Annotated in this window: 18 protein-coding genes; 3 read left to right on the top strand and 15 right to left on the bottom strand. The window is 45.1% G+C overall.

Going from position 1 to position 16,325, the window contains the following annotated elements; translation table 11 throughout:
• Positions 1–13: 13 nt before the first annotated feature.
• A complete protein-coding gene (locus V1358_RS11235; protein ID WP_347393592.1) occupies positions 14–889 on the bottom strand; it encodes a TolB-like translocation protein in 876 nt (291 codons plus the stop codon).
• 202 nt (positions 890–1,091) lie between these two features.
• Between V1358_RS11235 and V1358_RS11230 the strand changes: the two genes are divergently transcribed.
• The gene (locus tag V1358_RS11230) at positions 1,092–1,991 is read left to right on the top strand and encodes a phosphoribulokinase (RefSeq protein WP_347393591.1); all 900 of its coding nucleotides are present in this window, start codon (positions 1,092–1,094) and stop codon (positions 1,989–1,991) included.
• A gap of 27 nt (positions 1,992–2,018) precedes the next feature.
• Here V1358_RS11230 and speD read toward each other — a convergent pair whose 3' ends face one another.
• The 11 genes from speD to rpe form a co-directional block, all read right to left on the bottom strand.
• Positions 2,019–2,825 carry an adenosylmethionine decarboxylase gene (gene speD / locus V1358_RS11225; protein ID WP_347391191.1) on the bottom strand — a complete coding sequence of 269 codons (807 nt, stop codon included), beginning with the start codon at positions 2,823–2,825 and terminating at the stop codon, positions 2,019–2,021.
• A 93-nt stretch (positions 2,826–2,918) separates the two neighbouring features.
• Positions 2,919–3,326, bottom strand: coding sequence for an OsmC family protein (locus V1358_RS11220; protein ID WP_347391192.1), 408 nt, complete (start codon positions 3,324–3,326; stop codon positions 2,919–2,921).
• A 101-nt stretch (positions 3,327–3,427) separates the two neighbouring features.
• The gene (locus V1358_RS11215) at positions 3,428–3,775 is read right to left on the bottom strand and encodes a DUF3802 family protein (protein WP_347391193.1); all 348 of its coding nucleotides are present in this window, start codon (positions 3,773–3,775) and stop codon (positions 3,428–3,430) included.
• Between the two features lie 123 nt (positions 3,776–3,898).
• A complete protein-coding gene (gene astD, locus V1358_RS11210; protein ID WP_347393590.1) occupies positions 3,899–5,368 on the bottom strand; it encodes a succinylglutamate-semialdehyde dehydrogenase in 1,470 nt (489 codons plus the stop codon).
• A 12-nt stretch (positions 5,369–5,380) separates the two neighbouring features.
• Entirely contained in the window at positions 5,381–6,400 is a 1,020-nt protein-coding gene (astA, locus tag V1358_RS11205) for an arginine N-succinyltransferase (protein WP_347393589.1), read from the bottom strand.
• Positions 6,401–6,502: 102 nt separating this feature from the next.
• Positions 6,503–7,702 carry an aspartate aminotransferase family protein gene (locus tag V1358_RS11200; protein ID WP_347391196.1) on the bottom strand — a complete coding sequence of 400 codons (1,200 nt, stop codon included), beginning with the start codon at positions 7,700–7,702 and terminating at the stop codon, positions 6,503–6,505.
• Positions 7,703–8,068: 366 nt separating this feature from the next.
• Positions 8,069–9,229 carry an HDOD domain-containing protein gene (locus V1358_RS11195; RefSeq protein ID WP_347391197.1) on the bottom strand — a complete coding sequence of 387 codons (1,161 nt, stop codon included), beginning with the start codon at positions 9,227–9,229 and terminating at the stop codon, positions 8,069–8,071.
• Positions 9,230–9,239: 10 nt separating this feature from the next.
• Positions 9,240–9,821: an anthranilate synthase component II gene (locus V1358_RS11190; RefSeq protein ID WP_347393588.1), complete on the bottom strand. Its 582-nt coding sequence runs from the start codon at positions 9,819–9,821 to the stop codon at positions 9,240–9,242.
• A 63-nt stretch (positions 9,822–9,884) separates the two neighbouring features.
• The gene (trpS, locus tag V1358_RS11185) at positions 9,885–10,889 is read right to left on the bottom strand and encodes a tryptophan--tRNA ligase (protein WP_347391199.1); all 1,005 of its coding nucleotides are present in this window, start codon (positions 10,887–10,889) and stop codon (positions 9,885–9,887) included.
• Positions 10,890–10,908: 19 nt separating this feature from the next.
• Positions 10,909–11,568: an HAD-IA family hydrolase gene (locus tag V1358_RS11180; RefSeq protein WP_347391200.1), complete on the bottom strand. Its 660-nt coding sequence runs from the start codon at positions 11,566–11,568 to the stop codon at positions 10,909–10,911.
• Positions 11,565–12,239 carry a ribulose-phosphate 3-epimerase gene (gene rpe, locus V1358_RS11175; protein ID WP_347393587.1) on the bottom strand — a complete coding sequence of 225 codons (675 nt, stop codon included), beginning with the start codon at positions 12,237–12,239 and terminating at the stop codon, positions 11,565–11,567. Before rpe ends, V1358_RS11180 begins: the two co-directional genes overlap by 4 nt.
• A gap of 238 nt (positions 12,240–12,477) precedes the next feature.
• Here rpe and V1358_RS11170 point away from each other — a divergent pair, with 238 nt between their 5' ends.
• Both V1358_RS11170 and V1358_RS11165 read left to right on the top strand, forming a co-directional pair.
• Positions 12,478–12,789, top strand: coding sequence for a hypothetical protein (locus V1358_RS11170; RefSeq protein WP_347391202.1), 312 nt, complete (start codon positions 12,478–12,480; stop codon positions 12,787–12,789).
• Between the two features lie 9 nt (positions 12,790–12,798).
• Complete coding sequence (locus V1358_RS11165; protein ID WP_347391203.1) at positions 12,799–12,975, top strand: DUF2970 domain-containing protein; 177 nt, start codon at positions 12,799–12,801, stop codon at positions 12,973–12,975.
• Here the strand turns inward: V1358_RS11165 and V1358_RS11160 are convergent.
• The 3 genes from V1358_RS11160 to aroB form a co-directional block, all read right to left on the bottom strand.
• Positions 12,949–13,812 carry a Dam family site-specific DNA-(adenine-N6)-methyltransferase gene (locus V1358_RS11160; protein WP_347391204.1) on the bottom strand — a complete coding sequence of 288 codons (864 nt, stop codon included), beginning with the start codon at positions 13,810–13,812 and terminating at the stop codon, positions 12,949–12,951. The genes V1358_RS11165 and V1358_RS11160 overlap by 27 nt on opposite strands.
• A gap of 65 nt (positions 13,813–13,877) precedes the next feature.
• Entirely contained in the window at positions 13,878–15,251 is a 1,374-nt protein-coding gene (locus V1358_RS11155; protein ID WP_347393586.1) for an AAA family ATPase, read from the bottom strand.
• A complete protein-coding gene (aroB, locus tag V1358_RS11150) occupies positions 15,251–16,321 on the bottom strand; it encodes a 3-dehydroquinate synthase (RefSeq protein ID WP_347393585.1) in 1,071 nt (356 codons plus the stop codon). Before aroB ends, V1358_RS11155 begins: the two co-directional genes overlap by 1 nt.
• Positions 16,322–16,325: the final 4 nt, after the last annotated feature.

Raw genomic sequence — 16,325 nt, 5'->3', positions numbered from 1 at the left:
CTCGGGATAGAGCTTACTCTGACGAGTCGTTCATCTCACACACAAACGCCAACTTATCATCATCTTTTAGATAACTAAGGCGGGTGATCTGGCCATCACAGTACGTACTGAGATCATGCCAAAGCTTCGCAGGCTTCGCGCTTTGCAGTTGTTTTTGATAAATACGGCCATGGGAAGCATAGGCGATGGTGCCATCTTCCACCCACGTATAGTCTTGTACATCTTGAGGCAAACGGAATAGTTGAGTGACCTCTTGATTTTGTGGGTTAAAGCGACTCAGCCAGTTTTGCTCGGCTTGAATAAAAGTGAAACCATTGAGCAGCGAGCTATAAGCAAACGTCCGCCCAGGGTTATCCGATACGTGCTTTACGTCGTTTGGAGCTTGCACAGTAAAGTACATGGCTTGATGAGGCTCTCCCAAGGCAAAGACCATAAGATCGTTATTTGGCCCCCATGCGTGGTAACCTACGGTAAGCGCATTATCCACCAGACGCATTGGCTTATCCGCACCGGATAACGCATATCGCCAAAGTTTTTGCGCGCCATCAGGCTCAACCACGACCGCTGATAATGCATCGTTACTGGGAATCAGCGTGGGTGAATACTCGCTGTACTGAGCTGTATTAGTAATGTTTGTACGCTTGCCCGAAGCAAAGTCATAGAAAAAGATGTCTTTTTGCGCTGACTCCGCCTCGCCTATCTCATAACTGTAATAGACGCCCTTATCGGTAATTACAGGCTGATTGCTGTAAGCTCCAGCTTCACTCACTGCGTCAACACGCAACCCCTTGTCTGCACCTTGCTGTAGTAGAAAGATTTGGCTTTGCGCAAACGCTGTATTGGCTAACGCTGCGAACCACACCGCAACGAGCATATTTTGCTTTTTCATTATTATTATTTTTTAGAATTTACCTGTTGCCAGTGTAAACGCTTTCGCTTATCGACGCGAGTTTCATAGGTTAGCGCGCTTTATTAGCAATATATTCCCATCTCTGGTTACAAAAGAGGAGCTGTCAACACCCGGCCCGCCACTTGATTTAACACCTGCCGACCTTTATAAAGGGTATTTGAATTAACAAACGATTAAACTTATGTCGGCAAAACACCCCATAGTAGCCATTACAGGTTCATCAGGTGCAGGCACCACAACGACCACTAACGCGATAAAGCATATTTTTCGCAGTTTAGATATCAATGCGGCCTTCATCGAGGGTGATAGCTTTCACCGTTACACTCGTCCAGAAATGGATAAAAAGATTCGTGAAGCACAGCAGCAAGGTCGACATATCAGCTACTTTGGTCGTGAAGCGAATGACTTTGGCGCCCTAGAAGAGCTTTTTAGCAATTACAGTGAAACCGGTAGTGGAAAAATACGCCGCTACCTACACACCTTCGACGAAGCTGTCCCCTATAACCAATTACCAGGCACTTTCACCCCTTGGCAAGATTTGGACTCAGGTACGGATTTAATGTTCTATGAAGGGCTTCACGGTGGCGTAGTTGATGAGGAGCACGATGTCGCTAAGCATGTTGATTTGCTAATAGGCATGGTACCCATCATTAACCTTGAGTGGATACAAAAGCTTATTCGCGATACGTCTGAGCGTGGCCATTCACGTGAAGCGGTCATGGACTCCATCGTCCGCAGTATGGATGACTACATCAACCACATTACCCCGCAGTTTTCACGCACACACATCAACTTTCAGCGCGTGCCTACGGTAGACACCTCAAACCCGTTTAGTGCGAAGGATATTCCGTCTTTAGATGAGAGCTTTGTGGTGATCCGCTTTCGCGGTATCGACAATGTCGACTTTCCCTATTTCTTGCAGATGATCGATGGCAGTTTCATGTCGCGTATGAACACGCTTGTGGTACCCGGCGGCAAAATGGGCCTAGCGATGGAATTATTGTTAACGCCACTAATCAAAGAGTTGCTTGTTAAAAAGCGGGCTTTAGAGCATTTAGCGCCAACTGATTTACCAATCTAATTGGCGCTAAAACAGAAGCTTGAGGAATTAAGCTTCTGGTAGGTTGCGGCCGTAGAAAATCTCTTGGATTTCACGGTTTAGACGCTCACGAATTTCTTCTTGCTCAGATTCAGCAAGTTCATCCGTCGTCACACCAAACAAGTAAGCGTTTAGGTCTGTCTCTTTAAGCATCATTTTAGTGTGGAACAGGTTTTCCTGATACACGTTCACATCCATCATTTGATACAACTCTTGTGTATCTTCAGTCATATAGTTCTGAATAGAGTTGATAGCATGATCGATGTAATGTTTCACACCATTCACATCACGAGTAAAGCCACGTACACGGTAATCAATCGTTACCACGTCTGACTCAAGTGAGTGAATTAGGAAGTTCAACGCTTTCAATGGTGAGATGATGCCACATGTTGATACTTCAATATCAGCACGGAACGTACAAATGCCATCATGCGGGTGTGATTCAGGATATGTGTGCACACAAATGTGACTCTTATCGAGGTGTGCAACAACAGACTCTGGCAATGGTCCTGGCGTTTCTTCGCTATCGAAGCTCTGCTCGTCCACTGGCTCTTCAGAAATCAGAATCGTTACACTCGCCCCTTGCGGGTCGTAATCCTGGCGAGCAACATTAAGTATATTTGCACCAATGATGTCTACTACTTCACCTAGGATATCAGTAAGACGATCAGCGCTATATTGCTCATCGATGTATTCAATGTATTCTTTACGTTGTTGCTCCGTTTTCGCGTAGCAAATGTCGTAAATACTAAAACTTAAGCTCTTAGTTAAGTTATTGAAACCATGAAGCTTAATTTTGTCAAAGGGCTTGTTCACTGTAAACCAACCTCAACTTAGTCACAAAAGCCACAACGGACTTTAAAAAGAGCGCGGATTTTAGCCTAATTTGGTCCCTCAAAAAAGTACTTTTTAAGCGATTTCTTGCACTTCAAAACTATGGGTGATTTCAACACCTTTTTCCAGCATCAAAGCAACCGAACAGTATTTGTCTGCAGACAGCGAAACTGCGCGTTCTACGTGCTTTTCACTAACGCCTAAGCCTTTGACAATAAAGTGAAGATTAATTTTTGTGAACACGCGAGGGACTGTTTCTGCACGCTCACCAGTAAGCTCAACTTGCACATCTTTTACTTGTTGACGCGCTTTTTGCAGGATACTTACAACGTCCACAGATGAACATGCGCCTGCTGACATGAGTACCATTTCCATAGGAGAAGGAGCTTTGCTGTCGCTACCCGTGTCGAAAACCACATTGTGACCAGAATGTGATGTGCCGATAAAGGTATCGCCTTCAACCCATTTTACTTTCGCTTGCATGTTAACCTCGTTGTTTTTATTTGATTCAACGCGATTGTAAATCAGCAGCTTTGCGAATCAAACTAGCAATTAGTTATTACTTTCGAGGTTTATATACTAGGTTAGGCTAAATTGGCGACGGCATTGTCGAATAAGTTTTTGATTAAGCCCGCGAACTCATCAATAAATTCGCGCTGCTCTTTGGTGACGGGGTGATTCACGACCGAGCTAAGCACTTCTTGCAAATCGTAAACAATACCATCAACTTCACGCACAATTTGACTGCGCTGATCGGTATCTAATTCGCTGTGTTGCTGGCAAATAAGCATCACGTGCTCTGCTATCACATCTTCGATAAGCTCCATTACTGTGGGCGCATTTGGCTCTACAACGCCTGGTTTTTCGAACAATGCCAAATTTTGCGTCAGGTGCATGATGAGATCATCATAACCTTGCCTATCGAGTACCATGAAACACCTTAACTTCTTAGAATACTTAATAGATTTAAGCAGAAAGCGAGCCTAATTGCTAGCCAAACTAAAGGGGCAAAAAAAGCAGCCGAAGCTGCTTTTCTAGGTCTTGACGTCACGCGCTCAGTCTAAACTCAAGCCCGGACTCAATGTGGCAGGTAAAGTCACCTGCTCTAATTCAACCGATGCCACTGGGTATGCGCAGTAATCTGCGGCATAGTAAGCACTTGCACGATGGTTACCAGATGCACCGATACCACCAAATGGTGCAGCACTAGACGCCCCAGTAATTGGACGGTTCCAGTTTACAATACCGGCGCGAATACGGCGTAGGAAATATTCGTAGTCAGCCTCATTATCACCCAGTAGACCCGCTGACAAACCAAATGCAGTGTCATTCGCTAATTTGATAGCCGCGTCAAAATCGGTGTAACGGAAAACCTTAAGTAGCGGACCAAAGTGTTCTTCATCTGGGAAGTTAGCCACTTCAGTACACTCAATGATCCCCGGAGTCACAAAGCCTGTGCCTTGCGTGTGCGTTAGCTCAACAAGCGACAGCGCGCCTAAGTCAATTAATTGCTGCTGTGCCGCAACCATGCCTTTGGCTGCTGCTTCAGAAATCATTGAACCCATAAATGGCTGCTCTTGCGCATCGTATACATCCACTTTGATGTTCTTGGTGGCTGTAATAAGCTGAGCAAGAATTGCATCGCCACGCTCGCCGGCAGGTAAAAACAGTTTACGTGCGCAAGTACAACGCTGACCGCTGGAAATAAATGCCGACTGGATAATATCGTGAACTGTTGCTTTAACATCAGATACATCTTTAACGATCAATGGGTTATTACCGCCCATTTCCAGCGCCAAGATTTTACCCGGTTGACCTGCATACTGTTCATGAAGAATATGACCTGTGCGTGATGAGCCAGTGAAGAACAGACCATCGATATCACGGTGTGAAGCAAGAGCTTTACCTGTTTCTACTTCACCTTGAACTAGGTTAATCACACCTTGAGGAAGACCCGCTTGTTGCCACATTTTCAACGTGAATTCAGCAACCGCTGGCGTCAACTCCGAAGGCTTAAAGACTACGGTGTTACCTGCCAGTAATGCTGGCACAATGTGACCATTCGGTAAGTGGCCTGGGAAATTATACGGGCCAAACACGGCAACCACACCATGAGCGCGGTGGCGAATAACGGCTTTGCCAACAGGCATCGCATTTTCAACAGTGCCAGTGCGCTCAAGGTACGCCTTTTCTGAGATAGCGATTTTACCTACCATAGCGCCTGCCTCAGTGCGGGTTTCCCACAAAGGCTTGCCAGTCTCTTGTGCGATAAGTACGGCTAACTCTTCAGAGTTTTCTTTAAGTTGCTCAGCGAAAGCCTTCACAATCTCTAGACGCTCTTCGAATGACTTATCAGACCATGGGATAAACGCTTCGCGTGCAGCATTTACAGCGAGGTTCACCTGCTCTGCTGAGGCGGTGTTTGCTTGCCAGATAACATCGTTGTTAGCTGGGTTCACAGAATGAAAGCTGTGCCCTTCACCTGCAAGCCATTGGCCATTAATAAATTGTGCTTGGTGAGTCATAATCATGGCTCCTTATAATGCTGCCACACACACGCTGTCACCCTCTTTCACTTTCAGGGCATCAGCAACATGCTGGCTTAAAATAATCGTCGTATCGTCATGGCAATCAGTGCTGGTTTCAACAACTATTGCGCGATAATCTGCAATTGACTGATTAGCAACCATCAATGGAGTCTCTCCTTGAGCATCACCAATCACCACAGTACGCATACCGCTGTTCATCACTGTGCGAATGTTATCAACCTTGGCTTCAACCGTTGGGCCAGCGTCAAAAATGTCGACATAGCCGTTAAAGGTAAAACCTTCGCTTTTAAGTAGCTCAATCGCAGGGCGAGTATTTGCGTGCACTTCACCCACGACCTGCTGCGCTTCTTTACTTAGCAGGTTGACGTAAATTGGGTATTTCGGCATCAACTCGGCAATAAACACCTTTTGGCCAATACCCGTGAGGTAATCCGCCGTTGGAAAGTCCATCGAGAAGAAGTGCTCTTCAAGCCACTGCCAAAATGGACTGTTGCCATTTTCGTCCGACACGCCACGCATTTCCGCAATAACCGTCGGCGCAAAACGCTCACGATGCTGATTGATGAACAAAAAGCGCGACTTAGAGAGCAACTTGCCATTAAACTTTTGGCGGAATTTTTCTTTTAGGAACAAAGTACAAAGCTCTGTTGCACCTGTATAGTCGTTACACAGAGTAAGAATATCAACGGCTTTATAAACACCTAGTGTACGTGAAGAATGAATCACTTTTGATAGGTGATAATGATAAAACGCATCATCTAAACCCACCGCTGCTTCGATACCACAGGTACCTGCGATTTCGCCGCTTTCACTGTCTTCGAGAACAAACAAATAACCTTCATCACCCGCTTTAGCAGTGGGTTTTGAAAATGATTCTACCGAGCGCTCAATCTTATTGCGCAGTAATTCCTCGTTTAAAGGTAACGAGGTAAATCCATGACCCGACTCTTCTGCAATAACGAGCAGTTCTTGGAAATCATCTTGTCGGATTGGGCGAAGAATCATCATAGATCCGCTTACTCCCTAAAAGTTAAATCAATTAGAAGCTTGTGTGTGCAATGCAGACATCAAGCTTCCCAAATAATGCTAAAAAGGCGTTTAGCCAAGTCCTTAAACTAAGCTTGCTACCGCTTTTTCAAAGCGCGCCATACCTTCACGGATTTCTTCTTCAGAAATCACCAATGATGGCGTAAAGCGAACAACATCAGCACCAGCAACGAGAGACATAAGACCGTGTTCCATGCTCGCATTTAAGAAATCACGTGCACGACCTTTGAATTTTTCATTCACTACCGCACCGATTAGCAAACCTTTACCACGTACTTCACTAAACACATCGTATTTGGCATTGATGTCATTAAGTAGTTGTTTGAATAACGCTTCTCTTTCTTTGACACCATCAAGCACTGCTTGATCATTTATAGTGTCAAATGCCGCTTCAGCAACCGCACATGCAAGCGGGTTACCGCCATAAGTTGAACCATGAGTACCTGGCTTAAGGTGTTTAGCAATCTCTTTGGTTGTTAGCATTGCACCGATAGGAAAACCGCCGCCAAGCGCCTTTGCTGAGCTCATGATGTCTGGCGTAACACCTAAACCTTGGTATGCATACAGTTCACCTGTACGACCTACACCAGTTTGTACTTCATCAAAGATAAGAAGTGCGTTGTGCTTGTCACATAATTCACGAACCGCTTTCACAAAGTCCGCTTCTGGAGAAATAATACCGCCTTCACCTTGCAAAGGTTCCATCATAACGGCACATGTATTGTCGTCGATAAGGGCTTTAAAGGCCTCTAAGTCGTTGTAATCACAGTGCACAATATCGCCCGGCTTTGGACCGAAACCGTCAGAATACGCAGCCTGACCACCCACAGTTACTGTGAAGAATGTACGGCCATGGAAACCCTTATTGAACGCGATAATTTTCGACTTTTGTGCACCGTAGTTATCAAGCGCCCAACGTCGTGCAAGCTTAAGAGCCGCTTCGTTGGCTTCCGCACCTGAGTTCGCGAAATACACTTGCTCAGCAAATGTTGCATCAGTCATTTTCTTAGCTAGACGTAATGCAGGCTCATTCGCCCAAATATTCGATAGGTGCCAAATTTTCTCACCCTGCTCTTTAAGCGCAGCAACAAGGGCTGGGTGACAATGACCTAAACAGTTAACCGCAATACCACCGGCAAAATCGATATATTCTTTTCCTTGCTGATCCCAAACGCGTGCGCCTTCGCCGCGTACCGGAATAACCTCTGAAGGGTTGTAGTTAGGAACCATTACTTCATCAAATAAAGCGCGATTAACTGTCATTTTCATTCCTCATTGAGTCTGGTTAACACTAGGTAGCTCTGTGAGAGTGACACCCAACCACTTGGATGTGAAGAAGTGGCGTTGGGTTGCACTAGGTTAACACTGTAAAAACCACGGATAACGTGGCAGTAGCACTACTTGGATTGCAGCATTATTTCAGAAAATCACGGCGAAGTCTCATGCAAAGCTTTCATGTAGACCGCGTAAATAAAGGGATTGAGGGTAGATTTTCACCCTGAGTGAATAACTATTTTATCGCCAACACCAAAGAACCCTCGCAGGCCTGTATTGGCTGTGAAGACCATCGACGTTGGCTATTTGAATGAATATACGCAAAAAAATTTACAAAAAATTTTCAGTTGCCGCTTAATTTGCATCAATTTTCAGAGCGAGGCTGGTTAAATTGGCATTTTCAAGCAGCTTAACGTGCTCTTCTTCTAGGCCTACATACTTAAACCACAGCGCTTGTTCATCGGCTTCTATTAGTTGGTGCTCTTTGAGCATTAAACATTGACTGAAGCAACTTGCTTGGACAATTGTTTTCGCAGCATCTGAGTGTAAATAGGGCTCAGCCAAGGCGATGTCATCCAACAAGGCATTAAGAGGGAGATAACGAAACTCCATCTTTTCCACAAGTCGGCGCGTCACTTCCATCGAACGCTCAACAAACAAATTGCGCAAGTACAGAGGATCAGGCTCTATACCGATTAATGCATCATGCAAAGCTTTGTTGCCTTCTTCGCGCGCAAGGCGCACCTTACGCTGCCAAATTTGTTGGAAAATACGCAGGTATAATCGCGCCAGCGCCACTTTACCCAACTCCATAAATAAGGCACCTATATAGGCAGAAAAGCCATTTTGCTCTTTAGCAATTGCCAGTTCATGTGCAGCGATAGCCCGAGTCATGGCTGATTCTCTAAGTTTTCGTTTAAGTAAACTAAAAGGCTCTGTGCTATGGGGTAGCCAATGACGCATGGCAAAAGTGGGGACCGTGAGCTTGAGGTTGTCTAACCCCAGATAACGCAGTGCTAGCGCAGGAGTGTCGATTTTAACTGCTCGAGTGTTACGTTCCTGACGGTATTGCGGGAGATTCACTAAAGCAACTAATTCTCGACCTAGCCAACTCAAGTCATTCACCAGCGGCTCTAAACGACTAATATTGGCAGCTCGAGCAGCTAAAATATCAATCATTGCAGGTACCGCATCTTGAATACCGAGCACTTCACAATAGAGATTATCCAAATCCTCAAGTTGCGCGGTAATGGCATTATCTATCACTGCATGTAAGTTTGTACTTACTTTAGCTCTAAACTGCAACTGTTTTGACGTTTCTTGATTACGTTTGGATTGTGCCGCTTGTTCTACTGCCAGTAAAGTGCGCTGCTTTAATGATGCGTCCGATTCAGAATCGAAGGTTTTGATAAAGCCGAGTTGTTGCTGGGCAAAACTATGCCCCAGCAATAAATCGTTAAATCGCTGCTCTAGGGCATTCACTCGCTGTCGTATTTGCTCTTCTTTGGTCGCCATGCCAAGGTCGTTAATATCTGTCTATAAAATGTTGTAACATGTCCAATCCATGCTCGGTGAGAATCGCTTCTGGGTGGAACTGAATCCCCTCTAACGCCTTTGAAGTATGAACCAAACCCATGATTTCATCCATTGTGCCGTCATAATTCTCTGTCCAAGCAGTCACTTGCAAACACGATGGCAGTGTTTCAGGGTCAACTACCAACGAATGGTAGCGACATACTTCAATTTTGTTTGGCAGCCCCGCAAATACGCCTTTGTCTGAAGTGTGTATCCAAGAGGTTTTACCATGCATTACGTGTTTTGCTCTTACTACTTTAGCACCCAATGCTTGAGCAATGGTTTGATGCCCCAAGCATACACCTAAAATAGGAATTTCACCTTGGTAACGGCGCACCACGTCCAAACAAATGCCCGCTTCATTTGGGCTGCATGGACCTGGCGACAAAACAATATGCTCTGGCTTTAACTGTTTTATTTGTTCAACGTCGAGCTCGTCATTGCGTTTGACCAAAACATCTTGGTCCAGACGCTGGAAATACTGCACCAGGTTAAAGGTGAATGAGTCGTAGTTGTCGATCATCAATAACATGGAATCTTCCAATAAAAAGCCAAGCTAAGCTTGGCTTTCGGAGTTAGTTAGCTCAGCCTGATACTATCGGCGAGGAATAAATCCCAACGCGTCATACACAGCCTTTAATGTTGGCTCTGCTTTCGCGCGCGCTTTTTCAGCACCTGAGGCCATGATCTGATCCAGCAAAGCTTGATCGGCACGGATCTCTGCAAATCGTTGTTGAATTGGTTCGATCATCGCTACCACTGCGTCCGCGGTGTCCTTTTTCAAATGGCCATACATTTTATCTTCATACTCAGGTACAAGCTCATCAATAGAACGCTTGGTCGCCACTGAAAGAAGCGTAAGTAAATTTGAAACACCCGGCTTTTCTTCACGGTCAAAATAGATACGTGCTTGCTCGTCTGAGTCGGTCACAGCCTTTTTAAGTTTTTTCTCAATCTTCTTCGGTTCATCAAGCAACATGATGTAACCATTTGGATTGTCGTCAGACTTAGACATTTTCTTCAGTGGATCTTGAAGACTCATCACACGGGCACCAAACTCAGGAATATACGGCTCAGGCAGTTTGAACACCTCGCCATATAAGTTGTTAAAACGAGTCGCGATGTCACGAGTTAATTCCAAGTGTTGCTTCTGATCTTCACCAACAGGCACTTGATCTGCTTGATAAAGTAAGATGTCTGCCGCTTGCAAAACTGGGTATGCAAACAAACCAACGTTGACGTTGTTGGCGTGCTTAGATGACTTGTCCTTAAACTGAGTCATACGGTTGAGCTCACCCATTTGCGCATAGCAGTTTAGTACCCAAGCAAGCTGAGCATGCTCAGGTACTTGTGACTGTACAAACAAGGCTGCTTTCTCTGGGTCGATACCACAGGCGGCATACAGTGCAACACCATCTAACACGCGAGAGCGAAGCACTTCTGGCTCTTGACGAATAGTGATTGCGTGCAAATCAACGAGCATAAAGTAACTTTCATGATGTTCTTGCAAACTAAGCCACTGGTTAATGGCGCCAACATAATTGCCGATTGTCATACCACCTGTTGGCTGAATGCCGCTTAACACTACTGGTTTACTCATGATGTTCCTTTATTACTTATTAATTAATGGCCGTGATTATATCTAAGAATTGGCCACAGAGGTACTGCGGATTGTACTGCTTTAGGTCCTCACCTTGGTTGTATCCGCAGGTTAATGCGAGGCAATCGACGTTGGCGGCCTGAGCGGCCAAAATATCTGATTTTGAATCCCCCACCATTAAGCATTTTGAAGGCTCAACACCTAATTGCTGACACGCATTTAAAATAGGCTCAGCAGAAGGTTTCTTCGCACCATCATCACCACATACCAGTACTTGGAAATGCGCGCTTAGGTTCATTTTCTCAAGTAACTCTACGGTGAATCGGCGCGCTTTGTTCGTCACTACCGCCTTAGGAGTTTGCGCAAACGCCGCCAACACCGTTAAAACATGAGGGTATAAGCCGCTCGATTGGCCAATGACTTCGTGATAATGCCCATAGAATAGTTCGGTAGCACGCTTGATTTCGGCATCGCTTAACATCGGATTAGCCTGCATATCACCACTTAGCGCACGAACCACAAGTTGTTCAATACCATTGCCAACAAACTGACTCACCATCGAGTGAGAGATGATTGGGCGAGCCAAGTCAGTGAGCATCAGGTTTGTCGCGATATACATATCAGGCACGCTATCTACTAACGTGCCATCTAAATCAAATAAAATTGCCTCGTACTTCACTGTGCAACCTTCGCCAGTTCTGCGCGCATTTGCTCCACAACCACTTGGTAATCTGGCTGATTAAAAATAGCCGAGCCCGCAACAAACATATCGGCTCCTGCAGCTGCAATTTCAGCGATGTTATCGACTTTCACACCACCATCTACTTCTAAACGGATATCTCGGCCGCTTTCGTCGATGATTTTGCGCACTTGTTTTAGCTTTTCTAGGGTATGAGGAATAAAGCTCTGTCCACCAAAACCAGGGTTCACCGACATCAACAGGATGACATCGAGTTTATCAATTACATGCTCCAAAACATGCAATGGCGTAGCTGGATTAAATACTAAACCAGCTTGGCAACCATGTTCTTTAATTAAACCCAAAGTGCGGTCAACATGCTCGCTAGCTTCTGGGTGGAAAGTAATGATGCTGGCACCCGCCTTGGCAAACTCAGGCACTAGAGAATCAACCGGCTTGACCATCAAGTGCACATCAATCGGCGCCGTTATACCGTAATCTCTTAACGCTTTACACACCATGGGCCCAAAAGTGAGATTGGGAACATAATGGTTGTCCATAACATCAAAATGCACGACGTCTGCACCTGCAGCAATCACGCGTTCAACATCTTCGCCCAAGCGCGCAAAGTCTGCCGACAGAATCGATGGCGCGATAAGGTACTCTTTCATTACATTACTCCTTTGAACGGGGTCTATACTGTATCAAAAAAACACGCAACTGTGCGGTCGTACAAGTAAGACTTCAACAGTTATTTATAAACAGCAGCTTACAACCAAAAACTTAACATTAATTAAACATAACACCATTATTTTTAAAGAAATGCTTGAGATTGTCCCCAAAAGTTCAGTTGTTTTTTTGACCAATTTTGCGTAAGCTTAAGGGAGTGCTTAAGGAATGGAGAGGGATATGTTGTTAGGAATGAGAAAACACATGTTACTGGGTAGCGTTACTGCGTTAGCCCTAGGTTTTGGTGCCTATAGCATCCAAGGAAACTCTTCTGCAAATACAACCTCTTCCTGTGAGTGCTCTGTAAGCAACGTATCCTACCAAAGCGAGCATAATGTTCAATGTGGTAACCAACAAGCTAAACAGTCGTGGTTAGCTTGGTTTACTGGTGATAGCCGCAGCGCACAATTTCATTACTTAGATTTGTTAGAATTACTCAGCCGTGACGACAGCAAGAAAAACGCTCGTCAATTCTCTAGCAGCGGTTACTAATTTCTCTAAATGTGGTCTCAAGTTCAAGCCGTTATCGCCGCGTTCTTTGGCGTGCAGAGTAACGCTAAACGAGAGCACGACTTTACTCACCACAACCCAATCGCCATCATTGCCATAGCTATCGTATTTTTTGTGCTTTTTGTATTGGCGGTGTACGCCCTAGTTCAATTTGTAATTCCGGCCTGATAAATACATCGCCATCAACTCATTCACCTTATTTCGACCGTTTCCTTTAGGACTTATCGTACGTTTTACTGCAAGCACATCTATGTCAGCTTGCTCGTAAATCTTGCGCGTCCACACGGTATCATGGTTAGAGATAAGGACTGACGTATTTTGCTCACCCGCTGCCTGCTCGGCTAAATTGGCAAGGTTTGCTTGATCGTCAAGGTTAAAGCCGCCTTTAGCATAACTAGTAAAAGATGCAGTTTTACTCAAAGGGACATATGGCGGGTCGCAATACACAACAGCATCATTTGGCAGTGAAGTAAAAACGTCTTTGTAACTTTGGCATGTAAAGGTTGCACGTTGCGCTTTTTGCGCAAAAAAGTACATCTCATGTTCAGGAAAGTAAGGCTTTTTATATTTCCCAAATGGCACGTTAAAGATGCCTTTTAGGTTATAGCGGCATAAGCCATTATAGCCATGGCGATTCATGTATAAGAAAAGAATTGCGCGCTCATAAGCATCGCGGCTTTCATTAAAGCGAGTGCGTAAACCGTAGTAGATATCCGGGTCATTATTGATTTGAGTAAAGAGCTTACGCGCATCACTAATAAACTCATCAGGCGCATGGGCTAATTCTTTATACAGATTAATCAGATCGGCGTTGATGTCGTTCAGAACATAGTGCTCGAAGTCCGTATTCAAAAATACGGAACCGGCGCCTACAAAAGGCTCAACAAGGGTAGATGCTGTGCTCCCTGTTAGCTCTTGGGCTTGGTTCAAGCGCTTGGAAATATCTTCTACCAAGCTGTATTTTCCGCCCGCCCATTTTAGGAAAGCACGGGTTTTCTTCTGCATCAATTCTTCTTAGCTCGTTTCTAGGTATTGTTCTTAGTATGCTTAACCTAAGCCGGTGCCAAATTCTACCGCATTTGTGTGGCGGGTTGCGAGTTTATCTCAGCTTTTATCTGGCTAATTTGCTTAGCGTACGGCTCCACACCAGGTATTTTAGATGTAATTTCGTCGCGCTGTTGTTGGATTGATTCTCTATCTCCAAGCACTGACCACGTAAGCACATGCCAGCCTTTGTCTGCGCGAAAATAGTGCTTGGTATTTTCAGCAACATCAAAACGTTTTATAAAGTCTTCAATCTGCTGTTCCTTCGACATAATCGTCAACTGCCAAAGCCATTGTTCATCACTTTGAGCGAGGTACCATGCATGGTCAAAGGCTGGGGTGCTATCAGGTTCAACTTGTGCCTCAGGCTGTGTCAAAAGTAGTGTTTCGGAATCTTTTTCAGACGCTAATTCAAGTGCAGGCAATTCCTGTTTAGTTGTGTCGATTACAGCCTCTGCTTGCTTTGATGTGTCTACCACATCCGCTGCTGGAAGTGCTTGTTCTGGTGAGCCGCTGAGTTCTGAGTCAGGCAAGATAAGCTGCACTTCATTGGGCTCTGGCGACACATCCTCGACTTCCTGGGGCGAGTCAGCAGACGTATCAATGTTCACATCACTGTCTACAGCTTGAGTGATCTGTACAAGTTGAGGCTCTAGAGAAGACTCTGGCAATAACATAGAGGCTTGTGGCTGCTGATATTGATACAAGGCACCAAGCAACACTATTAAAAGCAACACACTGCCAAGAATTAGCCAAATGCCCTTTTGTCTTTTGCGCTCAACTTTGGGCATCTGCTGTTCGCGCTGCTGCCATTGCAGTAATAATGCCGGATTTCCGTTGCACTCTTTTAAGAATTCAGCAAAGACAGGGTCTTCTCTATGTGGCAGATTGGCATAAAAATAACTCAGTAACCGCAAGCTCTCTGCATAAGGCAATGGTTCAAGGTGAATATCAATTGCGCTACTTAACAAACCACTTTGGGATGATGCGCACAAAATATAAAGTGTGCATGGTGCATGTTGTGCAAGCCATTCGAGTTCAGCTAATAACTCCTCAGATAGCTGCTTTGCATTGTCGATTACCCAAAGGAGTTCACGCTCGCCCTGCTCTTGAAGCAAACGTAGAAAATTTTCCCGTAGCGATAAAGACACATCGATTAAAGGGTAAGAGAAACTATGCTCTAACAAATATGTTTGAATATCAGCATCTTGACTCGACGCCTTGGCGTGCACGTAAGCTTTGTTAAAACTCTCGTAGTGGTCTGTTACAAAGTGCTCAAGTAGATAGCTCTTACCATATCCTGATCCAGCAACTAGGTGGATTAGATTCTGACCATAACTAAACTGGAGGGCAATTCGCTTTGCGAGTGCCTCACGTGAAGGAAGAATTTGCGATTGCATTAGTGTGCGAGCAAGCTCTGTAGCTCATCCTCAGATACATCATCAACCAACGCACAACGACCAAACTCTGTTGGTAGAATAAAACGGATGCGTCCAGCTTTATTCTTTTTGTCCTTACGCATGTGCGTCATAAATTGCGCAAATGTCATTTCTTGTGGAAACTCTGTCGGCAACTCGTATGCCTCGATTATTGACACGACACGAGCCAATTCTTGATTGCTTAAATTGCCGCGCATGGTCGCTAGTTTAGCAGCCAACACCATACCCGTTGCTACAGCCTCACCATGCAACCACTGGCCATAACCCATTTGCGCTTCAATCGCATGACCAAAAGTGTGCCCCAAATTAAGCAACGCACGTATCCCCGACTCTTTTTCGTCTTGGGCGACGATTTCGGCTTTGATGGCACAACAACGATAAATAATCTGCGGCAAAAGTTCAGGGTACAAAGACTTAATCGCATCCACTTGCTCTTCTAAAGAAGCAAATAGCTCAGTGTCATAAATAAGACCATACTTGATCACTTCAGCCATGCCAGCAGCAAATTCTTTACCTGGTAAAGTCGCCAGAACATCAGTATCGATAAACACGGCTCGCGGCTGATAAAACGCGCCAATCATGTTTTTACCCAGCGGATGGTTCACTGCTGTTTTGCCACCCACAGAAGAGTCAACTTGTGACAGTAGCGTCGTTGGAATTTGAATAAACGGCACACCACGCTGGTAACACGCAGCCACAAAGCCTGTGAGATCGCCAATTACACCGCCGCCTAGCGCCACTAGGCAGGTATCTCGACCACAATTATTCTCAAGTAAAAATGCATTGATGCGCTCAAACCATTCTAAGGTTTTGTACTGCTCACCATCAGGCATTACAAACACCAAAGGGGATAGAGAGTCTAACGCAGCGGTGACAGTGTCGAGGTAAAGAGGAGCGATGGTTTCATTGGTAACAATCACAGGCCTACGATTGCCGACATATTGGCGAAGTCGCTGACTATCAGTTAATAGATTGCTACCAATGAATATAGGATAACTGCGCTCACCAAGTTCAACATTGAGTTCCAGCATGCGC

It is taken from the genome of Pseudoalteromonas pernae, from assembly GCF_039831865.1.
Lineage (GTDB): Bacteria > Pseudomonadota > Gammaproteobacteria > Enterobacterales > Alteromonadaceae > Pseudoalteromonas > Pseudoalteromonas pernae.
This window is presented reverse-complemented; position numbering and strand designations above follow the sequence as displayed.

Bases quoted from the DNA above. Each gene is read 5' to 3' on its own strand.
- V1358_RS11235 (WP_347393592.1), bottom strand. From the start codon at position 889: ATGAAAAAGCAAAATATGCTCGTTGCGGTGTGGTTCGCAGCGTTAGCC.
- V1358_RS11230 (WP_347393591.1), top strand. From the start codon at position 1,092: ATGTCGGCAAAACACCCCATAGTAGCCATTACAGGTTCATCAGGTGCA.
- V1358_RS11220 (WP_347391192.1), bottom strand. From the start codon at position 3,326: ATGCAAGCGAAAGTAAAATGGGTTGAAGGCGATACCTTTATCGGCACA.
- V1358_RS11215 (WP_347391193.1), bottom strand. From the start codon at position 3,775: ATGGTACTCGATAGGCAAGGTTATGATGATCTCATCATGCACCTGACG.
- astD (WP_347393590.1), bottom strand. From the start codon at position 5,368: ATGACTCACCAAGCACAATTTATTAATGGCCAATGGCTTGCAGGTGAA.
- astA (WP_347393589.1), bottom strand. From the start codon at position 6,400: ATGATGATTCTTCGCCCAATCCGACAAGATGATTTCCAAGAACTGCTC.
- V1358_RS11200 (WP_347391196.1), bottom strand. From the start codon at position 7,702: ATGACAGTTAATCGCGCTTTATTTGATGAAGTAATGGTTCCTAACTAC.
- V1358_RS11195 (WP_347391197.1), bottom strand. From the start codon at position 9,229: ATGGCGACCAAAGAAGAGCAAATACGACAGCGAGTGAATGCCCTAGAG.
- V1358_RS11190 (WP_347393588.1), bottom strand. From the start codon at position 9,821: ATGTTATTGATGATCGACAACTACGACTCATTCACCTTTAACCTGGTG.
- trpS (WP_347391199.1), bottom strand. From the start codon at position 10,889: ATGAGTAAACCAGTAGTGTTAAGCGGCATTCAGCCAACAGGTGGTATG.
- rpe (WP_347393587.1), bottom strand. From the start codon at position 12,239: ATGAAAGAGTACCTTATCGCGCCATCGATTCTGTCGGCAGACTTTGCG.
- V1358_RS11170 (WP_347391202.1), top strand. From the start codon at position 12,478: ATGTTGTTAGGAATGAGAAAACACATGTTACTGGGTAGCGTTACTGCG.
- V1358_RS11165 (WP_347391203.1), top strand. From the start codon at position 12,799: ATGTGGTCTCAAGTTCAAGCCGTTATCGCCGCGTTCTTTGGCGTGCAG.
- V1358_RS11160 (WP_347391204.1), bottom strand. From the start codon at position 13,812: ATGCAGAAGAAAACCCGTGCTTTCCTAAAATGGGCGGGCGGAAAATAC.
- V1358_RS11155 (WP_347393586.1), bottom strand. From the start codon at position 15,251: ATGCAATCGCAAATTCTTCCTTCACGTGAGGCACTCGCAAAGCGAATT.
- aroB (WP_347393585.1), bottom strand. From the start codon at position 16,321: ATGCTGGAACTCAATGTTGAACTTGGTGAGCGCAGTTATCCTATATTC.